29 protein-coding genes are annotated in these 24,632 nt (G+C 45.1%); 21 read left to right on the top strand and 8 right to left on the bottom strand.

The window, feature by feature from the left end:
- Positions 1–100: 100 nt before the first annotated feature.
- From QMA00_RS06880 to QMA00_RS06970, 19 genes are all read left to right on the top strand, one after another.
- Positions 101–538 carry a head completion/stabilization protein gene (locus QMA00_RS06880; protein WP_290156605.1) on the top strand — a complete coding sequence of 146 codons (438 nt, stop codon included), beginning with the start codon at positions 101–103 and terminating at the stop codon, positions 536–538.
- The gene (locus tag QMA00_RS06885) at positions 535–1,005 is read left to right on the top strand and encodes a phage tail protein (RefSeq protein WP_290156607.1); all 471 of its coding nucleotides are present in this window, start codon (positions 535–537) and stop codon (positions 1,003–1,005) included. The genes QMA00_RS06880 and QMA00_RS06885 overlap by 4 nt, the downstream gene beginning before the upstream one ends.
- Positions 998–1,630 (top strand): phage virion morphogenesis protein, encoded by a 633-nt coding sequence (locus QMA00_RS06890; protein ID WP_290156609.1) that lies wholly within the window; start codon positions 998–1,000, stop codon positions 1,628–1,630. Before QMA00_RS06885 ends, QMA00_RS06890 begins: the two co-directional genes overlap by 8 nt.
- A 23-nt stretch (positions 1,631–1,653) precedes the next feature.
- The gene (locus QMA00_RS06895) at positions 1,654–2,754 is read left to right on the top strand and encodes a DUF2586 domain-containing protein (protein ID WP_290156611.1); all 1,101 of its coding nucleotides are present in this window, start codon (positions 1,654–1,656) and stop codon (positions 2,752–2,754) included.
- Between the two features lie 10 nt (positions 2,755–2,764).
- Positions 2,765–3,214, top strand: a complete 450-nt coding sequence (locus QMA00_RS06900; RefSeq protein WP_008111677.1) for a phage protein — start codon at positions 2,765–2,767, stop codon at positions 3,212–3,214.
- The gene (locus QMA00_RS06905; protein ID WP_290156613.1) at positions 3,214–3,843 is read left to right on the top strand and encodes a hypothetical protein; all 630 of its coding nucleotides are present in this window, start codon (positions 3,214–3,216) and stop codon (positions 3,841–3,843) included. The genes QMA00_RS06900 and QMA00_RS06905 overlap by 1 nt, the downstream gene beginning before the upstream one ends.
- Positions 3,844–3,845: 2 nt before the next feature.
- On the top strand, positions 3,846–4,133 hold the full coding sequence (locus QMA00_RS06910; protein WP_008111673.1) for a putative phage tail assembly chaperone: 288 nt from the start codon (positions 3,846–3,848) through the stop codon (positions 4,131–4,133).
- 168 nt (positions 4,134–4,301) lie between these two features.
- Positions 4,302–7,184: a phage tail tape measure protein gene (locus QMA00_RS06915; RefSeq protein WP_290156614.1), complete on the top strand. Its 2,883-nt coding sequence runs from the start codon at positions 4,302–4,304 to the stop codon at positions 7,182–7,184.
- Positions 7,184–7,510, top strand: coding sequence for a DUF2590 family protein (locus tag QMA00_RS06920; RefSeq protein WP_290156615.1), 327 nt, complete (start codon positions 7,184–7,186; stop codon positions 7,508–7,510). The genes QMA00_RS06915 and QMA00_RS06920 overlap by 1 nt, the downstream gene beginning before the upstream one ends.
- Positions 7,500–8,639, top strand: a complete 1,140-nt coding sequence (locus tag QMA00_RS06925) for a baseplate J/gp47 family protein (protein WP_290156616.1) — start codon at positions 7,500–7,502, stop codon at positions 8,637–8,639. The genes QMA00_RS06920 and QMA00_RS06925 overlap by 11 nt, the downstream gene beginning before the upstream one ends.
- 1 nt (position 8,640) lies before the next feature.
- Positions 8,641–9,351, top strand: a complete 711-nt coding sequence (locus QMA00_RS06930) for a hypothetical protein (protein WP_290156618.1) — start codon at positions 8,641–8,643, stop codon at positions 9,349–9,351.
- Positions 9,348–9,926, top strand: coding sequence for a phage tail protein (locus QMA00_RS06935; RefSeq protein WP_002960013.1), 579 nt, complete (start codon positions 9,348–9,350; stop codon positions 9,924–9,926). Before QMA00_RS06930 ends, QMA00_RS06935 begins: the two co-directional genes overlap by 4 nt.
- A complete protein-coding gene (locus QMA00_RS06940; RefSeq protein ID WP_290156619.1) occupies positions 9,923–11,140 on the top strand; it encodes an SUMF1/EgtB/PvdO family nonheme iron enzyme in 1,218 nt (405 codons plus the stop codon). The genes QMA00_RS06935 and QMA00_RS06940 overlap by 4 nt, the downstream gene beginning before the upstream one ends.
- A 66-nt stretch (positions 11,141–11,206) precedes the next feature.
- Positions 11,207–11,482 carry a hypothetical protein gene (locus QMA00_RS06945; protein WP_290156620.1) on the top strand — a complete coding sequence of 92 codons (276 nt, stop codon included), beginning with the start codon at positions 11,207–11,209 and terminating at the stop codon, positions 11,480–11,482.
- Positions 11,475–12,104 (top strand): hypothetical protein, encoded by a 630-nt coding sequence (locus tag QMA00_RS06950; protein WP_290156622.1) that lies wholly within the window; start codon positions 11,475–11,477, stop codon positions 12,102–12,104. Before QMA00_RS06945 ends, QMA00_RS06950 begins: the two co-directional genes overlap by 8 nt.
- A complete protein-coding gene (locus tag QMA00_RS06955) occupies positions 12,101–12,586 on the top strand; it encodes a hypothetical protein (RefSeq protein ID WP_290156623.1) in 486 nt (161 codons plus the stop codon). Before QMA00_RS06950 ends, QMA00_RS06955 begins: the two co-directional genes overlap by 4 nt.
- Positions 12,583–13,287 carry a hypothetical protein gene (locus QMA00_RS06960; RefSeq protein WP_290156624.1) on the top strand — a complete coding sequence of 235 codons (705 nt, stop codon included), beginning with the start codon at positions 12,583–12,585 and terminating at the stop codon, positions 13,285–13,287. Before QMA00_RS06955 ends, QMA00_RS06960 begins: the two co-directional genes overlap by 4 nt.
- Positions 13,260–14,213 (top strand): hypothetical protein, encoded by a 954-nt coding sequence (locus tag QMA00_RS06965; protein ID WP_290156626.1) that lies wholly within the window; start codon positions 13,260–13,262, stop codon positions 14,211–14,213. Before QMA00_RS06960 ends, QMA00_RS06965 begins: the two co-directional genes overlap by 28 nt.
- A gap of 172 nt (positions 14,214–14,385) precedes the next feature.
- Positions 14,386–15,150 (top strand): class II glutamine amidotransferase, encoded by a 765-nt coding sequence (locus QMA00_RS06970; RefSeq protein ID WP_008111650.1) that lies wholly within the window; start codon positions 14,386–14,388, stop codon positions 15,148–15,150.
- Between the two features lie 116 nt (positions 15,151–15,266).
- On the opposite strand, the gene QMA00_RS06975 is transcribed toward QMA00_RS06970, so the two are convergent.
- From QMA00_RS06975 to cmoA, 5 genes are all read right to left on the bottom strand, one after another.
- A complete protein-coding gene (locus tag QMA00_RS06975; RefSeq protein WP_254843641.1) occupies positions 15,267–16,061 on the bottom strand; it encodes a DUF3108 domain-containing protein in 795 nt (264 codons plus the stop codon).
- Positions 16,015–16,662, bottom strand: coding sequence for a phosphoribosylglycinamide formyltransferase (purN, locus tag QMA00_RS06980; RefSeq protein WP_076921599.1), 648 nt, complete (start codon positions 16,660–16,662; stop codon positions 16,015–16,017). The genes QMA00_RS06975 and purN overlap by 47 nt, the downstream gene beginning before the upstream one ends.
- Positions 16,662–17,714: a phosphoribosylformylglycinamidine cyclo-ligase gene (purM, locus tag QMA00_RS06985; RefSeq protein ID WP_054202176.1), complete on the bottom strand. Its 1,053-nt coding sequence runs from the start codon at positions 17,712–17,714 to the stop codon at positions 16,662–16,664. Before purM ends, purN begins: the two co-directional genes overlap by 1 nt.
- Before the next feature lie 196 nt (positions 17,715–17,910).
- A complete protein-coding gene (gene cmoB / locus QMA00_RS06990; protein WP_010391439.1) occupies positions 17,911–18,879 on the bottom strand; it encodes a tRNA 5-methoxyuridine(34)/uridine 5-oxyacetic acid(34) synthase CmoB in 969 nt (322 codons plus the stop codon).
- Positions 18,880–18,894: 15 nt separating this feature from the next.
- The gene (gene cmoA, locus QMA00_RS06995; RefSeq protein ID WP_008111640.1) at positions 18,895–19,620 is read right to left on the bottom strand and encodes a carboxy-S-adenosyl-L-methionine synthase CmoA; all 726 of its coding nucleotides are present in this window, start codon (positions 19,618–19,620) and stop codon (positions 18,895–18,897) included.
- A 116-nt stretch (positions 19,621–19,736) separates the two neighbouring features.
- Here cmoA and QMA00_RS07000 point away from each other — a divergent pair, with 116 nt between their 5' ends.
- Positions 19,737–20,420, top strand: a complete 684-nt coding sequence (locus QMA00_RS07000) for a DUF3334 family protein (protein ID WP_008111638.1) — start codon at positions 19,737–19,739, stop codon at positions 20,418–20,420.
- Positions 20,421–20,551: 131 nt separating this feature from the next.
- Here the strand turns inward: QMA00_RS07000 and QMA00_RS07005 are convergent, their stop codons facing one another.
- From QMA00_RS07005 to QMA00_RS07015, 3 genes are all read right to left on the bottom strand, one after another.
- A complete protein-coding gene (locus QMA00_RS07005; RefSeq protein WP_076921601.1) occupies positions 20,552–21,139 on the bottom strand; it encodes a hypothetical protein in 588 nt (195 codons plus the stop codon).
- 64 nt (positions 21,140–21,203) lie between these two features.
- Entirely contained in the window at positions 21,204–21,701 is a 498-nt protein-coding gene (locus QMA00_RS07010; protein WP_076921605.1) for a YgjP-like metallopeptidase domain-containing protein, read from the bottom strand.
- Positions 21,702–21,728: 27 nt separating this feature from the next.
- The gene (locus QMA00_RS07015) at positions 21,729–22,577 is read right to left on the bottom strand and encodes a DUF72 domain-containing protein (protein WP_076921607.1); all 849 of its coding nucleotides are present in this window, start codon (positions 22,575–22,577) and stop codon (positions 21,729–21,731) included.
- A gap of 247 nt (positions 22,578–22,824) precedes the next feature.
- Between QMA00_RS07015 and aspS the strand changes: the two genes are divergently transcribed.
- Positions 22,825–24,603: an aspartate--tRNA ligase gene (gene aspS / locus QMA00_RS07020; RefSeq protein WP_076921609.1), complete on the top strand. Its 1,779-nt coding sequence runs from the start codon at positions 22,825–22,827 to the stop codon at positions 24,601–24,603.
- Positions 24,604–24,632 lie beyond the last annotated feature (29 nt).

Consider the following 24,632-nt stretch of genomic DNA (forward strand, 5'->3'; position numbering starts at 1 on the left):
GCCAGCGGGCAACTTAGCACAACGTTAGCATTACTTGCTTAACGCGCGTGACTAAGTGGCGCCCGCACCCAATTTAATGAGTGTATTTTACAGGTGCAATATGAACTTAAGCGGTATGCCACAAGCAGATTTACAAAGCATCAATGTTGATGTGCCAGGCAATGGCTATTACCCAGCGCTCAGCACCGCACACTTTATTGAGCACTACGCAGTTGCCCAAGAGTACGCCAACAAAAGTGATTTGCTAGTCGAAAAACTTACACGCGCACAGGCCGAAATTAACCAAGAACTAGCCAGCGCAGTGCTTACCAATGGCGAGCTATTAAACGCACAGCAAATAATTTTTTATAGCGATGCAGTATACAGTAAAGCCAAAGCTAATTTACTGGTATCAAAGCTAGGCAGTACGCACCGCGACAGCGCCACAGCACAAAGCCAAACGGCCATTGATAATTATGAATATTGGAAAGGCCAAAGCATAAACGCCATGCGCCAACTGCAAGGCTTAAGCCCTAACATAACGGTAGAGCTACTATGAGCCAAAGCAAAATAGCAAAACTTAAGCAGCATTTAGCAACTGCAGAATATCAAGGCCGCAACCTAGCGCTAAGCACCCAGTTCGACAGCTGGATAGAAGGCGGCCGCATAGAGCCAAGCAGCAAAACCATTAACGGCAATGGCCTATTGGCAGCAAGGTTTTATTACTCAGGGGTGATCAGCATAAACCCATGCGCAGCGCCCGCAGCACTTATTTGTGCCTTTGCATCGTTTTGGTTGCAAAACAACGGCGGCAAATACGACAGCAGCGACATTGAATTTAGTGCCGACGTAAACGACGACAACAGCAACGAAGTAGAACTAACAATACACCAGCTTTGTGAAGACATAGAGCTAGTACAAACACCAAACGGCCCGTTTGAATTAAACGGCAAGCGTTACGACTTTGGCGAGCAAAGCCTATGGATAGCTGAAGCATTCACACTGCATGGCGAAGTAAGTGCTTAACGTCAAGTTTGACGAAGGGCGCAGCAAAGAGCAGCTCGCGTTTTTACAGCTCAAGCCACAAAAGCGCCGCAACATATTGCGCAGCGCAATACGCGCAGCAAACAGAAGCAGTAAAGAGCGGATCACCAGGCAAAGTGATTTAACGGGCAAAACATGGCAAGCACGTGCCAACGGCAAAAAAAAGAAAATGCTAACCAAGCTAAAGCGCAACATGAAAGTGCGCTACGGCGCAAATAGCGCAGGCGTTTTTTTCCAAGGTGGCAACAGCGGAAAAATAGCCCGCGCCCACCAAGAGGGCATAAGCCTAGATGCAGGCAAGCCCAAAAGCAGTGCCGCACAAAATAAAGAAGGCCCAGCCACGCGCAACTTGGCCCGCGCATTAATAGCCGAGGGTTACAAAATACCGCGCGGCAAAGGTAAGAGCAGTAAGCGGCCCAGTATTAAATGGATAACAAACAATTTAAGCATTAACCAAGCAGGGTTTTTACTGCGCGAACTAAAGGGCAGCTCAGGCAAGAGCACATGGAAAATTAATTTACCGGCCCGCTCATTTTTAGGGCAAACAGCGGCCGAGCAAAAAGAGCAAATGAATTTTATTTTAAACAAAGCTATGCAAGTGGCGTAGCGCAAGCAAAAAAAGGAACGACCATGGCACAAGGTAAAGTATCCGTTGCCGCCATTCAAACAGGCAGTGGCGCTACAAAACAGGTAGAACGCACCGTATTGTTCATCGGCCAAGCGGCCGAAAACAACGGAAAAATTCTATCCATTAATGCACAAAGCGATTTTGATGAGTTATTTGGCGCAGCCGAATCACCATTAAAAACCCAAGTTAAAGCATGGCAGCGCAACGGCGACGACCTAGTAAGTGGTTATGCAATAGCGCACGCAATTGACGCCGACGTAATGACGCTTATTGACGAAGCAATGGATCAAGACGTAAGTCCAGAAATCATTGTTATTTGTACGCCAGTCACCGGCAAAGCCGAAGTGGAAAGCTATCAAGCTAAAGCGCTTGAAATACTATCAAGCCTTGCGCGCCGCGTGCGCTTTTTAGTTGCAGCGCCAGGGCTAACCGAGCTACAAAACTGGTCTGATCTAGTCACCGCTTTACAGCCCATTACCGATGGCGTAGTCGCTGATCGTGTAGGCGTAGTGCCATTGCTATTTGGCGACGAACTAGGCGCAGTAACAGGCCGCTTATGTAAAAGTGCAGTCACTATTGCCGATAGCCCAATGCGAGTGCTAACGGGTGCAATGTCACTCATGCCGCATCCGGTAGATGCCGCAGGCAAACCGCTAACCAACTCAACCACCGCCGCACTAGACGCACTGCGCTTTAGTTGCACTCAGTTTTACCCAGACTTTGACGGCACATATTTTGGCGACGTAAACATGCTAGATGCCGAAGGTGGCGACTTTCAGCAAATCGAAACAGGCCGCATTGTCGATAAAGCCGCACGAGACGTGCGCATTATTGCCATTCAAAACATTAAAAACCGCCGCCTAAACAACAGCACCAGCGGTATTGAGTTTGGTAAGCGCATTATGGGCAAACCGCTACGCGAAATGGCGCGCTCAATTAACATTGGTGCCGACAAGTTCCCGGGCTTAATCGACACGCCAAAAGACGACAGCATCAACCTAACGTTTATGAACGCAACCACATTGCAAGTAGTACTCAAGGTTAAGCCAATCAACTCACCCAACACCATCATTGTTGGCATCATGTTAGATAACGCAGAATAGGAGCGCGAACATGCAAAAAGTATTAGGCGGCAAGGACTTCGACATATTCATTGGTAACTCAATGGTTCATGTCATTGAAGCAACCGTAAAAATCACCGACGGCCGCACAGTTAAAAAAGTGCGTGGCGTGCCAAAAGGCTTTATTGACGGCGATGTAGAAGCCGAAGTAACCCTAAAGCTCGACCACGAAAACTGGCTAATTGTCCAAGCGCAAGCGGAAAAAGCAGGCAGCTGGAAAGGCATAGAGCCGTTCGACGTAGCCTTTAACGCCGAAGTAGCCGCAGGCAAAAAGAACGTAGAAGCGTTTGGCTGTTTGCCGCAGCTAGACGAAATCCTAAACATCAAAGCCGACGGCGGCGAAGAAGACACAACATCAATTAAGTGTCCGGTTACCAGCCCCGACTTTGTAAAAATCAACGGCGTACCGTACCTAACATCTGACGAAGTGAGAGACTTGTAATGACCAAAGCCATTCGCAAACTAACTGCCGCAACACTGCTTAGCACTCTAAAGGCCTGCGGCTACCGCGTGTTCGAGGGAGAATTAAACCTAAACATTATAGGTATTCGCCACCACAACACGCGCGCCAATACCTTTAACGATGTTATTTGTGTGCTGTATCAGCAAGGCGGCGAATGGCAATTAAAGCAGTACAAAGCTACAACAGACGCAGGAACGTACTGGCGAACCAACCCAATGAACATAGACGGCACTGCAGTACTTATTGCAGGGCAGCATAAAAGCGTATGGAAGTTGGGTTATCACCAGGGCAAATACCGCGCCCTCGTGCAGCATAAACCTGTTGTTGTCCTACGCGACAACGACAAAAACACCGAGTTAGACACGGACGTCACACCCCAAGCCGAGCTACAGCAAGGTTACTTTGGCATTAACTGTCACCGCGCAAACAGCAAAACCACATCAACCCAAGTTGATAAATGGTCAGCTGGTTGCCAAGTGCTAGCTAATCCAAGCGACTTTAACGAGCTTATTGCTTTGTGTGATCAGTCAGCAGCCAAGTACGGCCCTTATTTTAGCTACACACTGCTAGAGCAAGCAGACATTAAAAAACCAAAAGAGAGTAAATAATCATGGCGTTCGAGAAAAAAATCACATTAGAAACCCCAGTAGGCGAAATTACATTCAACGTAAACGCAAGCGATTACAACAAATACATTAACGCTACGCAGCCAAACAACAAAGTGCAGCCAGCCACTAACTTTGTATTAAACACCGTAGTGCAAGAAGACGCTAAAAAGCTCAAAGACCTAGTGCAACAGCCCGGTGCCGCGCTATTTTTAGTAGGTGCCATTGTTGAAGAATACCAGCCAGAGTTTAACTTTACGGTAAAAAAATCGAAGACCGAGCCAAGCAAATAGGCAAGTCTCGGTTAGAACAGCTACTGGCATACCACGCTAAGTATTTTAGCGATATGCCAGTAACACAAGAGAGCCTAGCGCAAGCGCTATATCTCGAAACGCAGCAGCAAGAAAACTTTGTAGTTGCTGTAAACAACGGCATATGCCAAGCACTTAGCGAGTAAATCAATGGCCACGCTCAGCAAATTAGACAAGCTAACTTATTCAATCGGCATCATCGACAAAGTGACGGGGCCGGTTAATAAAGTCATGGCTAAAATTAATCAGCTGAGCCAGCAAACAGCCGCCGCGCAAGATCAAATGATGCGCGGCGCAGCCACGGCTGTGGGCGGTGGTTATGCACTGGCGCGTTCACTCGCTCCCGCAATTGATCACGTTGCAGCATTAGGCGAAGTGCAATCTTTGGGCGTTGCCGACGACGCACTGCAAAAGCTAACCAAAACATCCTACGAATTTGGCTTTCAATTTGGCGGCAACTCTGCCGAATTTGTACGCAGTGCCTACGATATTCAATCAGCCATTGCCGGACTAACGGGCGATGAGCTATCAGAATTTACTAAAACATCAAACATACTGGCTACAGCCACAAAAGCCGATGCAGCCACCATTACCAGCTACATGGGCACCATGTATGGCATCTTCGAAAAAACAGCCAACAAAATGGGCAAGTCTAATTGGGTAAACCAAATAGCAGGCCAAACCGCCACCGCCGTACAGCTTTACAAAACCACCGGTGCAGAAATGCAAGCGGCGTTTTCAAACCTAGGCGCAACGGCAACAAATATTGGCCTAAGCTCAGCACAACAATTTGCCCTAGTGGGCGAGTTACAGCTAGTTGCTAAGTCGGGTTCGGTTGCAGGCACGCAAGCCGCATCACTATTACAGGGTATTGGCAAAGCACAAGAGTCGCTAGGCATTCAATTAACCGACGACAACGGCGACATGCTTGCAATAGACGTAGTGCTAGGGCGTATTAATGAGCGGTTATCATCACTCGGTTCTGTAGCGCGTGGCGATGTGCTAACACAAATATTTGGCAAGCAAGGCGCAAAAGCAGTCGACGTGCTCAGCACCAAAGTCGATAAATTAAAAGACGGCATAAACGTTTTCGAAAACGTGCAAGACAACTCCAAAGCGGCAGAAATGGCAAACATCATTGCCAGCCCGTGGGATAGACTAGGCGGCTCATTCAATGCCGCAGCCACCGCAATGGGTAACCGCTTGCTGCCCGTGGTAGAGCCTTTTGTAGAAGTGCTTGCGTCAATGTTTGCAGGCATCGTTTCGCTAACCGAAGAATTCCCATTTTTATCAAGCGTAATATCAGTCGCGGTGGTGGGCGTAGTCGCACTTATGACCGCCTTTGGGCTCGCTACCTTTGCCATGGGGTTATACAACTTTGCTACAGGTATAGGCATAACGCTAACTAATGCACAGTTAGTAGTAACTAAGCTATGGCAGGGCGCATTAATTGCACTGCGTGTTGCTGGGTTCCTGTCGCTTATAGCGACCATGGGCGCCGCCGCTATTGCCATGGGTACATTTAAAACGGTTATGCTTGCAGGCCAAGCGGCTACATGGCTATTTAACGCCGCCCTTTGGGCAAACCCGTTAACATGGGTTGTTATAGCGGCCGTTGCATTAATCGCCGCTGTTGCCGCACTTATCTATTACTTTGACGACATAACCGCCGCATTTAACGAGTGGGCGCAAAGCTCAATGATCTTTAAGTCGCTAAAGGTTGCGTTCGACCTAATCACATTGCCGCTGCAGCTAATATGGCGGCTAATAAAAACAATAGCCGCAGGCGTAGTCGATTTTTTTGCACCCGCATTTTCAGCCATTGGCAGCGTGGTTATGGGTATGGTTAACGCCATAGGCTCAGCGTTTTCGTATGTGTTTAATTTACTGTCCAGCTTTGGCGGCGCCATCACCGGATTTTTCTCAGGCATAGGGAGTTCTGTATCAGGGTTTTTCACCGGTATTTGGCAAAGCGCAGTCGACATAATTGAATCGCTAATAAATTATTTAACCGAAACGTTCGGCTTTTTGGGCGACTTTTTCGGCGGCATAGCCAGCGGCATCAGTGGAATATTTGACGGCGTAAGTAGCTTTATTTCAGCCATTGCCGACAACGGCGTATTAAACTCGGTTATCTCGTTTTTCTCAGACGACGAGCCAGCAAAAGTATCAAACAAAGTTGAGCAGGTAACCCAAGCCGTTCAGCCGCAAACTATGGTTATGCAAAGTGCCGACCAAGCTTACAGCCGCGACTACGGCCAAGCAGTAATAAACAAAGCAAACACGCCAGCAACGCAAGCAAGCTCGCAATACATAGCACCAAATAGCACTGTAAATTATGCCGCAACTAAAGTAACAACAATTACTGAAACTAAAGAAATGCGCGCAAAAGCATTGGCAGAGCAGGCAGCAGCAAACGACCCTGTTTATTCAGCGCAGCCAAAAGTAATGACAGAGCGTGAAGCGACAAACGACGCATTTAAATTCACTAACCAGCGTTTACCCGCAGTGCCAACCGACACCACAGCACCGTTAAATTTACAGGCGCAAGCACGCAGCCAAGCGTTAATAAACAGCGCGTTTTCTAACACGCAAAACAACGCAGTAACGAGCAGCGCAATTAACGCCGTTCAAAACAACACAACACCAGTGGTAACAACCACAGTTAGCAATATTACTAACGCGGCAAATTCGCCTGTTTATACCCCCAAGCAACCGCAGCTGGTAAGCGTTAATCAAGGTGCGGCGCCAGAGCCAGCATTGCCAATCGTAAAAACAGATCAGGTAATTACTAACACAGCCAGCAACAGCGCAGAAAAAGCACAGCAAATTAGCGCAGAGCAACAGGCCACTGCATATAAGCCAAAAGCACAAAAGTCGGCTTACTTGCAAAGCCTAACCAACAACAACAGCAACACAAATAACAACAGCAATAGCAGCGATAGCAGCAAGCATATAAGCATTGAAAACGTAAACTTTAAATCAGACAACTTAGCGCAAAGCTTTGAACAAATGATGGAGCTGGCAGGTTAATGGAATTTGATATAGCGCTACACATAGACCTAGAGATACAAGACGGCGATTTTGCACTCAACGACTCGTTAAGCCCTAGCACGCTTAAAAAAGCCGACGTAATAGGCCAAGACATAAAGCACCGCATTTTAGAAAGCGGCTTACTAACCAAGCTTGTTGGCCTGCGCAACAAAAACGGCATAGCGCCCATATTAACCGAGCTAGAACTACTAACCGAGCAAGACAATCGCATAAAGCCGGGCACAATAAAAGTGCACCGCAACGACGATGGCACGCTAAGCATTAACGCGCAAACACGACAGTACGGGAGCAGCAATGAACTTTAAAACAATGATGCAAAACGCAGGCTTGCCAATGGACGAGCAAGCAGCAGCGGAGCAATGGCAGGCCCAGCTAAAAGAGCAAAACATACAAGTTGCTAATAACTCACCGTTCAGCCCGTTTTGGCGAACCGTTGAAGCGCTAATAACCAAGCCGTTAGTGCAGCTATTAAACTGGGTTGCGCAGCAGCTTATGCCCAACCTATTTATAATGACCGCCAACCGCGACGCACTAATAGAAAAGCACGGCCCCGCGCGCAATGTATTTATTCAAGCGGGCGTAAAAGCGCAAGGCATACTCACGTTCACGCGCCAAGACACCGCCGGAGAAAACTCTATTATCGCCGGTGCGCAAATTGCTACCGACGTGCTAGGCGAACAAGTATATAAATTAACGCTAATGCAAGATGTACATTTTGCAGCAGGTCAAAGCACGGCATACGCATTGGCGCAAGCACAAGAAGAGGGCGCAGCATATAACTTGCCAGCAAACGCATACCGCTACTTTATTGATCAACAAGAAGGCATAACAGTAACTAACAACCAAGACTGGCTAATAAAGCCCGGGGCAAACACCGAAAGCACCGAGCATTACCGCCAACGCATACGCAACGTGTTCGGCACGGCCGCTCGCTGGCACATTAACGCAGTATACAAACAAATAATTGCAAGCTTTGGCGTGCCAATAGATAACATCTACATTCAAACCGGAGCGCCGCGCGGCCCAGGCACAGCAAACGCCTATATATACCTAGACATAGGCGCAGTGCCCACCGCTTTGTTGGGGGCAATTAATCAGCACATAAGAGCTGCAGGGCATCACGGCTTAGGCGACGACTTCATAGCGTATGCAATGGCAACCACTGGGTTTAATGTAACAGCAACATACAAGCTACACTCGCAAAGCGAAGACATACAAAGCGAGTTAACAACATTTATACAAGCAGCGTTCAGGCAAAATGCAGCATACGCACCCACCCGCGTAGCGCATCAATGCGTGTTCAGTGTTAGCCAGCTGGTTGCAGAGTGCCACGCGCAATTTAGTGAACTGCAATCAATCAAGTTCGACATTGACGACATAACCGCCGCTAACTGGCTACCCGTGCTTTCATCACTCACAGTAACCAAGGGCTAAAATGGCTAATCAAATAGCAACATGGCTAAATAAAGGCTACGCCGAAAAGCTTGTAAAAGCCGCTACAGGGTATTGGAGCAAGTCGCGCAATTACGTTATGTGGGCTGTACAGCAAAAAGACGAGCTGCAAAACGAAGAGCCAATTCTCGGCCTGCTAGCGTGGGAGCGGTTAACGCAGCGGTTAAATAGTGAGCCGCTGGATCTCTACCGCAAGCGCGTACAGCACGCCCTGGTCAATACAATTGACGCCGGAGAAATAGCAACCATAAAAGATATTTTTAACCGGCTGGATCTCCAGGTCATAAATGTGCGCGAGCGAATAGAGGGGCGCGACTGGGATATTATTGCAATAGACATGACCGACTCAACGCTAGCAAGCGCATACGAACTGTTGCCAGAGCTAATACAACTGTACGGCCGAACATGCCGCCGATACGAACTAACGGTGCATAACTTGGCAGCAGTATCGCTAAACCTCGGCCTAACGCATGTGCAATGGGATAACAACTACGTTAACTCAGCAACAAAAATAAACGCAATAACCGGCATTGATCACGGCGTAGTTCATAGCTTTTTAGGGCTAGACGCACTAACAAGCAACACGCGCCACCAAGCAACAAGCATTGATGTGCAGCACAACATTACCGCGCACCAGCATTATGGGTTTTTAAGCAAAGACGGCGGCATAAGCACCGCCAAGGAGCAACTATGAATCAGGCAATAACCGGCATAATGACCAATGCTGGCAAGGCATACATAACAACAGCAACGCTGCAAAACAAAGGGCTTGAAGTAACAGAGCTAGTATTTGCAAATATACCCGGGCTAAACGAGCAAGCAACCCGCAACCCAAACGAAAAAATGCCGGGCGGCGCACAAATAGTTTATCGTCGCAACATAGATACGTCAGGGTATGTAGATGCAAACACAGTCGCGTGGGCAGTAGTGTTAGAGCAAGATATAGGCGACTTTGACTACAACTGGATAGGCCTAGTTACGCGCAACGGCACGCTGCTAGCAGTAGATTACTTACCACTGCAGCGCAAGCGTCAAGGTGTAAACAACGTGCACAACCGCTCGTTTGTTTTAAAGTTTGCGGCAGCCGCAGCCCTAGCGCGCATTACCATTCCAGCGCAATCGTGGATGTTCGACTACAGCCCGCAAATTGACGCGCTAACACTGTTAGCAACCAGCAATGCAACGGCACAAATAAACAACATGCGCCGCACTGTGCGCAATTACTTTTTAAATAAAAACTTCAGCAATTTCAGCAAGGAACTATCATGAGCGTAACGCAAATAAACCAGCTAGTAACCGCAGCCGACCAGCTAACAACAGCAATCGAAGGCAAAGCAGCAGAAATCGACAGCAAAACAACGCAGCTAGACCAGTTCGTAAAGGCCAAGGCAAACGAAATGGCAGTCGTTGCATCAGACGGTTACCGCAAGGCAATCGAACACGCATCAGGTGGCCGCAATAAAGTGATCATCGACGAACAGGGCAACCCAAATGTGATGGTGCCAATTGCCCCGTTCACATATGAAGAGTTAGCCGCTGCAATCCAAGAAAAATACAGCATAGACTTAAACCTAGGCACAGGCATTCCAACCATGTTTATGCGCAACGGTGTTCAGTTGGGCGAAGTGTACATTGGTAAATACCTAGCATCAGCCGGAGCAAATGGCGGCTGCAGTGTTATCGGTGGTGTGCAGCCTCGCACATCGGTTAATTACGACCAGGCAAAAGCACTATGCAATAACAAAGGCGCTGGCTGGCACATGATGAGCATTCACGAATGGGCAGCAATAGCGCTGTGGTCTTATGCAAATGGCACAGTGCCGCGCGGCAATACAAACTACGGCCGCAGCCACGAAAACAAATTAGAAACAGCACGCCGTAGCGACAACGGCTTGCCAGGCGATGCATCAGGCCTAGGCAGAACAGACACCGGCAAAGGCCCTGTAACATGGTCGCACGACCACACCGAATGGGGCATTCAAGACCTAGTGGGTAACGTGTTCGAGTGGTTAGACCAAATGATGCTAGACGAAGGGCAGATCATTACTACGCTCGACAACAACCCAGCAGTAATTGAAGAAAACTGGAACAAGCACACGGCGTTTTTCGACTCGCCAACGGCAAACACAGAAGGCACCGGCAGCGCTGGATCTCCAAAGCTAAGCAACAGCGTTACAAATCGCAACGGCCCAGTAGGTAATGACGCAAACGACAACCCTTATTTAACAAATAGTCATTTTGCAGCAATCGAAAAAGCACTCGACTACAACAAAATCGAGCTGTTACGCCGTCTGTTAATCGAGTCTGAATCAACCACAACCGTTGGCGGCTACATCAGCTGTCGAAATTATGGCTCTCGATTCCCGCGACGTGGCGGCTACTGGCACTTTGGCTCGAGCGCTGGGCTGGGCGCGCTCGATCTGGGCAATGCGCGTTCGTATACGGACAGTGCTTTCGGTTTTCGTCCCGCTTTCTTTGCGTAATTGGTTATTGAAATTTGAACCCCGCGCGATAGCGCGGGCATAACTAACAATTTAAAAGGTAAAACTATGTTTACGTACATTTACAAAGGCGCAAGCCACAGCAATACAAGCAGCGAATACATGCAGTCGCTAGGCATGGACCAAGAGCAAATCGAATCTGTATTAAATCAGCAGCAGTTTGAGCTAAGCCAAAACCTAGAAAAGCGCCAAGCGGCATACACAAAAGAGTCAGACCCGCTATACATGGAAGCGCAGTTCGAAGGCACGCCAGAGTCGCTACAAAAATGGCGCGACAAAGTGGCCGAAATTAAAGCGCGCTACCCACTGCCTGACAATGCATAACCTAGCGCTTTGTTATCATCAAACTGCCGCCCCTTGCTCAATGCAAGTGGGCGCGCAGTTGCTTGCGTCTGCCATTAAAGACGACTCGCGCACAGATAAGCCAGCAAGCTATGGCGGTTTGTTGTTATCAGTGAGCGCAATCGATCCCGCAGCGCTAGCCAGTAAGTTGGAATCAATAAACGAATACTGCCCAATCCCTGAGTTTATCGCCTGCGCCCAGTATGCCAAAAGCCAAAGTACATTAGATCAAACCCAGCTCGAAACGTATGGCGGCCAAAGCATAGAGTGGCAAATAAACACCCTGCAAAACCTATTGCCAATTCGTGAGCAGCTAATAGCTGACGAACTCGCGGCGGTCGATGATAGCGGCAAGCAATTAATTACTACCATTGACGATGCACTAACCCAAACAGCAGAGCTAAAAACAGCCCGCGACGAGCGACTAAATCAGGCGCAATTCACTGCTCAAAGTAGCGGGGTAGATGTGCAATTAATTACAGCTGGCACAGCAAAGCAGCTAGCCGATGCAATCACCCGCAAAGGCAGCGACCAAATGTATTGGGCAATGTGCGTATTTGTAGGCCAAGCAGCTGAGCTAAATAAAATTAAAGAGGTACTATGAGCATAGCACTCGACGGCTGGAACGTGCCCGGGTTCGAAACCCGCGTAAACGCAGGCGTAAAATTAGCCGGTGGCGATATGTCAGGCCTTGGCAGCTTTTCACTAAGTAGCGACCAAGGCGTAAAGTCGGGCACACTAACTGTAAATACTAAAATCCCATTTAACGAAAGCGCTAGCCTTGCATTATTAATAAGCAAAGCCAAGGCGCTGGATGAAAACGGCGCGCGTATCATTTACACCGTAAATAACGAGCTAGCAGCCGCATATAAAATACGCAAAGCAAAGTTTGATGGCGACGCAAGCGCAACCGAAATAGAAGACAAACGCGCATGGCAAGTCACATTTAAGCTGGTAGAAGTGCAGTCTGTTTCAGAGCGCGAGCAACAGCAGCTAGACGAGCAGGCAACCGAAAGCGCCCAGCCGCAAGCAACAACCAGCAACGACGATGTGCAAAATAAATTCAACGAGGTCGAAGGGCCATGAGCACCCGCCTATCCAACACCCTAACAATTGGCGGCAACACAGTAACCAATATTGTTAGCAAAACCGTGCAGCTAGACATTGCCAGCACAGGTCGCGCAAAATTTGAAGTAGTCGCAGAGCAAGAGCCAAGCGGGTTAATCGAGCTGCACCTAGGTTACACACTTGATAATATGATCCCGTATTTCCTTGGTGTAATAGAGTCAAAGCACCAAGCCAACGGCCGCTGGTATTTAACCTGCCGTGAATTACTCGGCGCGCTAAGCTTTCCCGCCCCGCTTGCTATTCGTCACGCAACAATAAAAGCGGTGCTCGATGAATTGGCAAAGCTCGGTATTGAGTTCGTAACGCCTGAAAACGCCGAATATTTAAATAAAATAGCACCCGCGTTTTATCACAGCGGCACAGGTATTGAAGCGCTTAGACAAGTAGGTAAAGTGTGGGGCATTAGCGATTTTATATTTCAGCAACGCCCCGATGGTAAAATATTTGTCGGCAGCTGGCATGACTCGCGCTGGCCACTCGCAGCAATAAACGACTTTCCAGAGCACACAATAACAGCCAAAAGCTCAACCACCGGCGAGCTAATAGCCATCCCAAAATTAAGACCAGGCATACAAATAAACGGCCGGCACATAACCGAAACAACCCTAATCAACGACAGGATGCACATACGATGGTCAAACAAGCCATTAAACGCCTAATACAGCGCTACTTTCCAGAGCTAAGCGAGCGTAAACACTTGCCGCAATTGGCGCGGATTGAAAAAATATATGACCTGCCAAGCGGCGGCGCAGCCATTAGCACCGCATTTAGGCCGTTAAAAGCAGCCGACGTACAGCTATTAAACCCGCGAACAGGCGAGCCATTAGCCGTGCCCGCATTTCAACAGGTAACACTCGGCACAGGGCAAACATCCGACCACGGATTATTAAACGAACCAGCGCCAGGCATGCATTGTTTAATACAATATATAGACGGCCTAAACAGCCATGCCGTGATCACCAATTTACTGCCATGGCAAAGCCTAGTGCCCGAGCACAAACGAACAGATGTAACGCTGCAGCAAAGTAACCGCAGCAAAATACAAGGCCGCGCCGGCCACTGGCACACTACAACGGACGGCGAAATAACCCAAGCCAGCGACACAAACAAAACAACAGCACGCAGCAGCGAGCAAAATTACCACGAGCGCAGCGCCAACATAGCCACGCACGACGTGCTAAAAATAGACGGCAACCAAGTAACCGAAGTAATGGGCGCCCTAAAAACAGTAGTCGGTGAAAAAGCACTAATAGTCGCACTTGAAGGGTTACTGCTAGGCAGTAAAAAGCAGGTAGACATTGAAGCCACCGAAAACATGAGCCTAACCACGCTAAAAACCCTGCACGCCAAAGCCACCGAACTAGCAAAGGTAGAAGGCAAAACCGTGTGGCTCGGCAACAACTCAGTAAACGTAGCGCAAGTACTGCTAGATTTAATAAGCCTGGTTAAAGATATAAACCAAAGCCTAGAAACCCACGGCCACAAAGACCAAGGCGCGGGACCGCCAATTACCAAAGGCGAATTTACAGGCCATAAATCAACAGCCAGCAGCTTAAAAAGCACACTAGAGCCAATCGTAGAGTAATGTTAATACTTGCCAATTCATTAATCGTGCTTAACAATAACCGCACTAAAGCAGTAAGAAACTAAAAAATATAACGGCCACAGAACCAAAGTGCGACCCAAAGTGTGACCAATTGAAATCGTGGGTTGTTTGTTTTTTACTACTGCGTTGTTTATAAGGGGTTATTTATTTTATGTGTGAATTACTTGGCATGTCAGCCAATGTGCCAACGGATATTTGTTTTAGTTTTTCAGGGTTGTTGGAGCGTGGTGGAAATACTGGCCCGCATAAAGACGGCTGGGGTATTACTTTTTATGAAGGTAAAGGCTGCAGAACCTTTAAAGATCCAGAGCCAAGTTACCAGTCAGAAATAGCAAAGCTGGTAAAAGCGTACCCAATTAAAAGCGTATCGGTTATTAGTCATATTCGCCAAGGGAATCGTGGTCGGGTGTGTCTTGAAAACACTCATCCGTTTACCCGAGAGTTGTGGGGGCGCGAAATAACCTATGCACACAATGGGCAGCTTTCAAATTATCACGATTTAAAACCAGAGTATTATCGCCCTGTGGGAAACACCGACAGTGAACTCGCTTTTTGTTGGTTACTTGACAAAATTCGCGAAAAATACCCAAAGCGTCCAAGTAATATGGCATCGGTTTTTAGATACGCCGCCAAGCTTTCGCATACGCTGCGTGAAAAGGGCGTATTTAATATGTTATTGACCGATGGTGTATTTGTTTTAGCGTATTGTACTAATAACTTACATTATATAACGCGCCGTGCACCATTTGGTAAAGCTACATTGATTGATGCTGACATGGTGGTCGACTTTCAACAAGAAACCACACCAAACGATGTAGTAACGGTTATAGCAACAAGGCCATTAACTAATGATGAGCGCTGGCAAAAAATGCAGCCAGGAGAGTTTGCGTTATTTAAAATGGGTGAATTAATGTAGGTTGGTAGAGTAAAACGAAACTCAACTTAAAGTTTCAAATCTAAGTATTGAAATGAAAAGCCCAAGTTATGGTTACCACACTTGGGCTTTTCGTATTGCATCTTGTAAGTAATTTATTAGGGGGTTATTTCGTTCTTAACTTCTTCAGGTAAAGCCGGTGGATTGATCACGGTAAACGATTTCATCTGCACTTCAAACTGTTCCACACCTTTTTCACCCTTCCACATGCGCACGAGCATATAATCCATTTCTGGGGCAAACCAGGCTAAAGCTTGGCGTTTATCGTTATCGTATAAGCGTTTAACTTTCACTGCTTCTACATTACCTATAGGCAGAGAAATCATTTCGGTTTCTACCACTTCAAAGTCGTAGTCACGGCAATTACCTTTTTTATCAACCAACGGAAACGAGAAGTTGGTTTTGCCTTTTTTAAGACCCTCACGAACTTGTACTTGATAAGAAATACCATCTTGGAAGTTATCATGCCATTGGCATTTTAACGGGTAATCGCTGGTGTTACTGGTAACAGTTTTGGTTAGACGGTCAAAGTTAATTTCATACTTTTTGTCAGGCCCAGTGCCTGTGCGGATCATCGTGTAATCAATAGGCTCTACTTTATCATTCATAAAGCTAAAGGTTGATGACTCTTGACGTGAGTCAGAGAAAATCATCCATTCAATATCGCTGTGGTAAGTGACTTGGTAGTTATTATTATCGAGTTTTTTTAGTTCACGCTCGGCTTTGCCATGATTAGTGCCTTTGCGCAAAATATCATAACTAGCTTGGTACTGGGTTAACTCGCCTGCAATCAGGCTGGTAGGAAGTAATAAAGTGCCCGCACATAGTAGCCAAGCACTTAATTTTTTATTTTGGGTAGTGCGCGCCGTGTGCAGGAAGTTGTTTTTCGTCAAGAACTGCATAATCTGCTTCCATCGTAAGTCGTTGTTCACTGAACCACTTGATCACCAAAGGATAAATTATGTGCTCTTGCGCATGCACACGTTTAGCGAGCGTGTCTGCTGTATCGTTTGCTAATACAGGCACTTTAGCTTGAAGAATAACGGGTCCGCCGTCTAACTCTTCAGTAACAAAGTGAACACTAACGCCGTGAACGTCGTCTTTTGCATCAATTGCTCTTTGGTGGGTATTCAGCCCCTGGTACTTAGGCAACAAAGATGGATGAATGTTCAACATTTTTCCAACATATTTTTGCACTAAGCTAGGAGTTAGAATACGCATAAACCCAGCTAATACAACTAGATTTGGTTCAAAAGAGTCAATTATATGCATTAACTGGGCATCGTAAGCTTCGCGTGAGTCAAACTCTTTATGACTCAGTACTTGCGTAGCAATGCCTACACTTTTTGCACGCTCTAACCCATAAGCGTCTGCTTTGTTACTAATAACAGCCGCTATGTGGGCGTTTATCTCGCCGCTTTCACAGGCGTCTATAATGGCTTGTAAATTTGAGCCACTGCCTGAGATCAAAACTACTAGACGAGTGGGTGCCATTACGCAGCACCACCTACAATTTCAACTTGCTCTTCGCCAGCAACGGCATCTTGGATTTCACCAAGGTGCCATGCGTTTTCGCCAAGATCTTTTAAAATGTTTAAGCTGTTATCAAGTTGATCTGCAGGTACAACTAACACCATACCTACGCCACAGTTGAATGTGCGGTACATTTCGTGAGTGGTAATATTGCCATTTTCTTGCAACCAACTAAATACAGTAGGCCACTGCCAGCTATCACCTTTAACAACCGCTTTAGCAGATTCAGGTAATACACGAGGGATATTTTCCCAAAAACCGCCACCAGTAATATGCGAAAGCGCATGCACATCTACTTGCTTAAACAACTCAAGTAATGGCTTAACGTAAATGCGTGTTGGTTCTAAAAGGTGCTCACCTAAGGTTTTGCCATCAATCACTTGGTTAGTATCAGCGTTAGAGACTTCTAAAACTTTGCGAATTAAAGAGAAACCGTTTGAGTGAGGACCGCTAGAAGCAAGGGCAATTAGCTGATCGCCTGCGGCTACTTTAGTGCCATCAATAATTTTTGATTTTTCTACCACACCGGTACAAAAGCCTGCCATGTCGTAGTCTTCACCATCATACATACCTGGCATTTCAGCTGTTTCGCCACCAATTAGGGCACAACCTGAAATTTCACAACCTTTACCAATACCGGTTACTACGTCGGCTGCTGTGTCTACATCTAGTTTACCCGTTGCATAGTAATCTAGAAAAAACAGGGGTTCAGCGCCTTGTACTATTAAATCATTTACACACATCGCAACTAAGTCGATACCTACGGTATCGTGCTTTTTAAGGTCAATTGCTAAACGTAACTTAGTGCCAACACCGTCAGTGCCTGCTACAAGTACAGGTTGCTTATAACCTTCAGGAATTTCGCAAAGTGCGCCAAAACCACCAATTCCGCCCATCACTTCAGGACGACGAGTTTTTTTAACTACGCCTTTAATACGCTCAACAAGTGCATTACCAGCGTCGATATCTACGCCCGCGTCTTTATAGCTTAGAGACTGTTTTTGTTCGCTCACAGGTTTTCCTCAAAATAGTTGTTTTGATGCTTACTTAGAAACGCGCGTATTTTACAACAATTGCAGGAGCGCGGCTAGTTGAAATCTATATTTGATTTTAAAGACAAGGACACTTGTCCGCTAATTGTTGCATTAGTAAACAAAAAAAGCGCCCAATGGCGCTTTTTAACATGAAAATAAAAATTAATACTACAAATTAGGCTTTTGCTGTAAGTATCGCTCTAAGTGGAGCAGGGTAGCCTTCAATGGTTTTACTGGTGTCAGTAGGGTCTAAAAAGTCAACTAAAGATTCGTTTTCCATCCAGTCAGTTTTACGCTGCTCGTCGAGCGTTGTAATAGCACAATCTTTAATTTGCACATCTTTAAAGCCAACACGTTCCATCCACAATTTTAATGCCGCAGTGCTTGGAATAAACCATACATTACGCATTTTTGCGTAGCGGTCGGTCGGTACTAAAACGGTGTTTTCATCGCCTTCAATAACTAAAGTTTCAAGTACTAGCTCACCACCAGGGCGAAGCTGTGCCTTTAATTGCGCTAAAAAGTCGATAGGTGAGCGACGGTGATAAAGTACTCCCATCGAAAATACCGTATCAAATGCTTTAAGCTCTGGCAGGGCTTCTACACCTAATGGTAATAAATGCACGTTTTCATCAGGGTTGAAGTGTTTAATTGCCTGAAACTGGCACAAAAATAAGTCAGATGGGTCAATACCCACCACAAACTGTGCACCTTCACCGCGCATACGCCATAAGTGATATCCCGAGCCACAACCAATATCTAATACAGTACGGCCTTTTAATGGCTCAATATGCGGTAGAAGTCTATCCCATTTCCAGTCACTGCGCCATTCTGTATTAATGTCGATACCGTGCACATTAAATGGGCCTTTACGCCAAGGCATCATTCGTTTTAATAAATGCGTGGTTTGCTTTTTTTCGCCTTCAGTCATTTCGCCAGGCGCGCCTATTGCTACTTTGCTGACAATATCAACTTGGTTTGTTGATACCTCAGGTAAGTTTTTTAGTACTTTTTGCCATTGAGGCAAATCGCCATGGCTGGCCTCTTGTTGCCAATGCTTTAATTGCGCAGGCAAGGTTTCTAGCCAGTGGCTAAGTGGACTTTGTGCAATAGCAGCGTAAAATTGGTTAAACCATGCAGACATGTGTCACTCTCTAAATTATTTAATTGCTACCATTGAGCAAAAATTAAAACATTGATACCACACTTGCGTTTGGCTAAAACCAATGTCGCTTAAACGTTGTGTATGTGTGCTAAGTGTATCGGGGCGCATTACGTTTTCAATGGCGGTACGCTTTTGGCTTATTTCCAGCTCAGAGTAGCCATTATGACGTTTAAAGTCGTGGTGCAAGTCAATCAGTAAGTTATCACATTGCTCATTTTCGGCTTTAATTTTTTCACTTAATAGCAAAACGCCACCGGGTTTTAAATTAGCGTATATTTTTTCAAGTACCGCTTTGCGCTGCGCAGGTGGAATAAACTGCAGAGTAAAATTCATCGCTACTACTGAGGCATTTTGAATATCAAGCTCGTTAATATCACCTAATGTAACCGTTACAGGAACGTCTGATCTAAACCCTTGTAAATGGACCTTACAACGCTCCACCATGGCTTGTGAGTTATCTACAGCAATAATATGACAGCTATCAGTTTGAATATTACGGCGCATACTTAGGGTAACCGCCCCTAACGAGCAGCCCAAGTCGTAAAGGTTAGAATTAGGCTGAGCATACTCACCCGCTAATTTTCCCATGGTACTTACTATGGTGGCGTAACCGGGTACCGAGCGTTGGATCATGTCGGGAAATACTTCAACCACGTTTTGATCAAAACTAAAGTCTTTTACTTGTTGCTCAGAGGCATAAATACTGTCTTTTATACTCACGAAGGCAGTCTCTTTGAAAATAATAGTGCTATTTTAACATTTTATGCTGGATAGTCAGTGATAAATTCAGTAGCTTGACTAGAATTATGAAGAATAAGTATAAAAGAGATTATTAAATGAGCAAAAGTAAGGTTATTAGTACCGACGATATATTAGCAACATTATGCCACTCAGTAACGGGTGTACTTTCATCAGCCAGCGGCAACGAGATCAGCTATTCAGCCATGGTACAAAAAATTACCCGGACATGTATGCGACCAGACATAGGTTGTTTTGTTTTATTTGACGGGGGCTTTACCGGCTTAGTTGTTACCAACTTTACGGCGCAAGCGGCGATGGAAATTTATGGCGATTACATGCGTAATATGGGCATGCCAGAAGACGAAATTGCACACAGCCACTTGTCTGATGATGTTTCAAACGTGATGGGCGAGTTGATGAACCAAATAGTGGGCGACTTCACGTCAAAAGTGCGTGAACAGCTGCATACCTCTATTACCCAAAATCAGCCAAAAATGATGGCTATTAATAAACAAGTGCAAATATCGGTTGATACCACTATGGATCGTCCGCAAGCACGTCGCGTAACGTTTACGACTCGCAACCAAAATATCTTCTATTTAGAATTAGCGATGGATAAAACAGAGTTTATTAAACTTCACGACTTTGACATTGTAGAAGCGATAGACCCAGACGATATTATCGAAAATGAAGCTAAGCAAAAAGCGGATAAAGAAAAAGCGAAACAGCCAAAGCAAGATGATAGCGACGACGACTTTATGGCCGAATTAGGGCTTTAACGTTTTAAGTAGGTTGGGTTGAGTAAAACGAAACCCAACGAGCTAGCTGTCAGTTTTTAGCTATTAGTGGTAAGTTAAAAAGTTACTCAAATAAAAAAGTGCGATTTGAAATCGTACTTTTTTATTTGAGTTTATTTTATATACTTTTTATCTTTACTCATTTTGTTTATTTCTTCCTTCCAATTTATTGCAGATTTTTGAACCGCGTTTAACTCCTTCCTAAGCTCAGCTTTCCACTCCTGCTTTTGGAATTGAACAAGATTTTCAAGAAAGGTATAAAATTTAGAGTCAGCTTCAATAAAGTTGTCAGAAACTTGAGCTAACTCATTAAAATTTAATTTTGAAATAATTGCTGCCTCTGAAACGTTATTATTACTACTGTTTAGACTTATCGCGTTTCTGATAAGAATAGTTTTTATATCATTATCTGTCTTTTCATTAGAGTGTTTAATATCGACATTTGAATTTAAAAGTGACATTAAGCTACGAGAATCATTTATATAAGTTTCGACAGATTTAAAAATAACCTCAATTTTTTCTCTTTCAACGGCTCTAAGTTTTTCACCTCTTTCGTACTCATGATTATTACGCTGCCTTTTATCCATTCTATACTGAACATAGAATGCGATTAAGAAAGCAAAGAATATTGCTAAAAAGCTAGATAATGGCTGAATAATTAATGGGTATTTTTCAGCTGATTCTTGCAATAATTGAAGCATATTGATCTCACTTTATTTTTAATTAAACGGTACTTTTTTGAAAAAAGATAAAATCTATATAGCACTAAATATACGGATTCTCACCCATCGCAATAGCTACACAAAAAATCCGTAAATCCAGCTCTAGCTGATGGTACTGCGGCTCCATATGGCAGCATAATTTATAAAAGCCTTTGTTATGGTCTTTTTCTTTAAAATGCGCGAGTTCGTGCACCACTAATGCTTTTAATAATGGCTCTGGCGCGCGCAGTAAATCGCTGTTGATAGCTAAATCGTGCTTACGGGTTTTACCTTGCATACGGTACGTGTGGGTACCGAGCGCATTGGTAACCATATCACCTTGTTTTTTAAAGGCTGCGCGGCCAAACGGCGGTGCATTTTTTAAATACTGTTTTTTAAGCTCAGTGGCGTAACTATACAATAACTTATCACTGGTAAAGCGGTGCGCCTGTGGGTACTTTTTAAGTAAATACTCACTTACCTTTCCTGCTTTTATTAGGCTTAATACTTGCTCAACGATATTGCTAGGGTAGCCGGTAAAGTAACGTGCGTATTCACTCATTATTATCTCTGTATCTTGAATTTATTTTTAAAAAAGCGCTTGCTGCTGGGCTTCTTTCTCTCCACTAAATGGATTTAGTACGTTGTGATTATACCCCAAATCTTGGCAAAACTGGCGAGCCAGTAAGGGCGCTTCGCGGTTATCAGCGGTATGAAAAAACACATAGGGGCTTTTGCCTTCATTCAGCCACTGGGTTACTTTGCTAAGCCACGGCTTATAAAAGGTTTTATAATCGTTTTCTAAGTTAGCAATAACAAAGCGTGCCATAGGCTGCGAGCCCGTAGCAATAGCGTGCACCGGTAAATAAGGCTTTTTTTGTTGTGCATCTATCAGTGCTTCGGTTGTGGGTTTAACCGCAAATAATGCGCGGGTATCCATTGCAATGCGGTTTATATTATGTGCCATTAAAAGCTGATTAAGTGCGATTTCGGCCTCCCCTTTTTTGAAAAAATCAGGGTGGCGTACCTCAACCCCATAGTTCAGCTCTTTAGGAAGTAATTCAATAAAAGCGGCAAGCTTAGCTAACTGTTGTGGTGCAAACGCTTTGGGTAACTGCAGCATTATTTGCCCTGTTTTTGCAAACAATGGGGCGAACAAATTGAGCCAATCGGTTAGCTCACGCTGTACGTTAGTAAGCTGAAGTTCGTGACTAAAGCGACGGTGAAATTTAAAGGTAAATTTAAACTCATCAGGCACGCTGTCTGCCCAGCGTAAAACGGTGTCAGGCGATGGGTCAGCATAAAAACTGGTATTGCCTTCTACTGAATTAAAATGCTGCGCATACTGGCTGAGCATATCGGCATTTTTGCACTGGCGTGAAAACAAATTCCCTTTCCATGCGTTGCTCGACCACTGTGGGCATCCAATATATAACATAAAAAAAGCTGATAAATTACATCGTGGCGCAAGTGTAGCAAATCCAAACAGCGCATGCTTTAAATTAACACCAACAAGCCAAACACGCCTAGCATCTTCAACCTACTTGGGTATAATGCAGGGCTTAATTTGAATATTTTTAGATTGCTAGCGGCTTTATTTGTAGTGTGGTGGCTCTTTTTTATATCACACGCCTTAAAAAACAAATAACTTTAACCGTTGAAGCCTTTTATCTGACAGGAAAACTATGCGCTCTATATACTGCGGACAGCTAAATAAAACTCACGTAGATCAGGAAGTTGAACTATGTGGCTGGATCAACAAACGACGTGACCTTGGTGGACTTATCTTTGTCGATTTACGCGATAGAGAAGGTTTAGTACAAGTTGTATTCGATCCGGAAGTTGAAGGATTAATGGAAACAGCTAACAAACTTCGTCAAGAATTTTGTGTTCAGTTAAAAGGGATTGTACGCGCTCGCCCAGACAGCCAAGTAAATAAAGACATGGCTACCGGTGAAGTAGAAATTTTAGGCACTGGTTTAACGATTATTAACCGCTCTGAGCCTATGCCACTTGATTTTAACCAAGTGAACTCAGAAGAGCGTCGTTTAAAATACCGTTACTTAGATTTACGTCGTTTAGAAATGAGCGACCGTATTAAATTACGTGCTAAAGCAAGCAGCTTTGTACGTCGCTTTTTAGATGAAAATGGCTTTTTAGATATCGAAACGCCAGTGCTAACTAAAGCAACGCCTGAAGGTGCTCGCGATTACTTAGTACCGAGTCGTGTTCATAAAGGTAGCTTTTACGCATTACCACAGTCACCACAGTTGTTTAAGCAATTGTTGATGATGTCGGGTTTTGACCGTTACTACCAAATTGTTAAATGTTTCCGTGATGAAGACTTACGTGCTGACCGTCAACCTGAATTTACTCAAATAGATTTAGAAACCTCGTTCATGAGCTCTGATCAAGTACGTGGTATGACAGAGAAAATGATCCGTGAAATGTGGCAGTCATTACTAAATGTTGATTTAGGTGATTTCCCAATTATGCCTTACTCTGAGGCAATGAGCTTATATGGTTCTGATAAGCCAGACTTACGTAACCCAATGAAGCTTATTGATGTAGCTGATTTAGTAAAAGACGTAGAATTTAAAGTATTCTCGGGTCCGGCAAATGATGAAAAAGGCCGTGTTGCAGTGCTAACTGTTCCAGGTGGTGCATCACTTTCTCGTAAGCAACTAGATGAATACACTAAGTTTATTGGTATTTACGGTGCTAAAGGCTTAGCATGGATGAAAGTAAATGACCGCGATGCAGGCGTTGAGGGCGTGCAATCGCCAATCGCTAAATTCTTAAATGAAGATGTGATCACGCAGTTACTTGAACGTACTAATGCACAAACAGGCGATATCATTTTATTTGGTGCGGATAAACGCAACACCGTAAATGAAGCCATGGGCGCACTTCGTTTAAAAATTGGTATTGATTTAGAAATCACTAATTTAGATAGCTGGGCACCACTTTGGGTTGTTGACTTCCCAATGTTTGAAGAAGATGACGAAGGCACACTTCACGCTGTACACCATCCATTTACTGCACCTAAAGACATTAGTGCTGAAGAGCTTGAAGCAAACCCTGCAACGGCTATCTCAGATGCCTACGATATGGTATTAAACGGCTACGAAGTAGGCGGTGGCTCGGTACGTATTCACAATGCAGATATGCAAGAAGCAGCATTTAGAATTTTAGGTATTGAAGCGCAAGAGCAGCAAGATAAATTTGGTTTCTTACTTGATGCACTTAAATACGGCACACCGCCGCATGCAGGTTTAGCGTTCGGTTTAGACCGTTTAGTTATGTTGTTATGTGGTACTGATAACATTCGTGACGTTATTGCTTTCCCTAAAACCACACAAGCATCGTGTTTATTAACCGATGCGCCTAGCAAAGCAAACAGCGATTCGCTGACAGAGCTTGCTATTAGTGTAGTTGAGAAAGAATTACCAAGCGCAGAATAAAGCTAGTTAAACCATAGTGTTTAGTTAGA

Origin of the sequence: Pseudoalteromonas sp. APC 3694 (genome assembly GCF_030407565.1) — a bacterium.
In the GTDB taxonomy this organism is placed as follows: Bacteria; Pseudomonadota; Gammaproteobacteria; order Enterobacterales; family Alteromonadaceae; genus Pseudoalteromonas; species Pseudoalteromonas tetraodonis.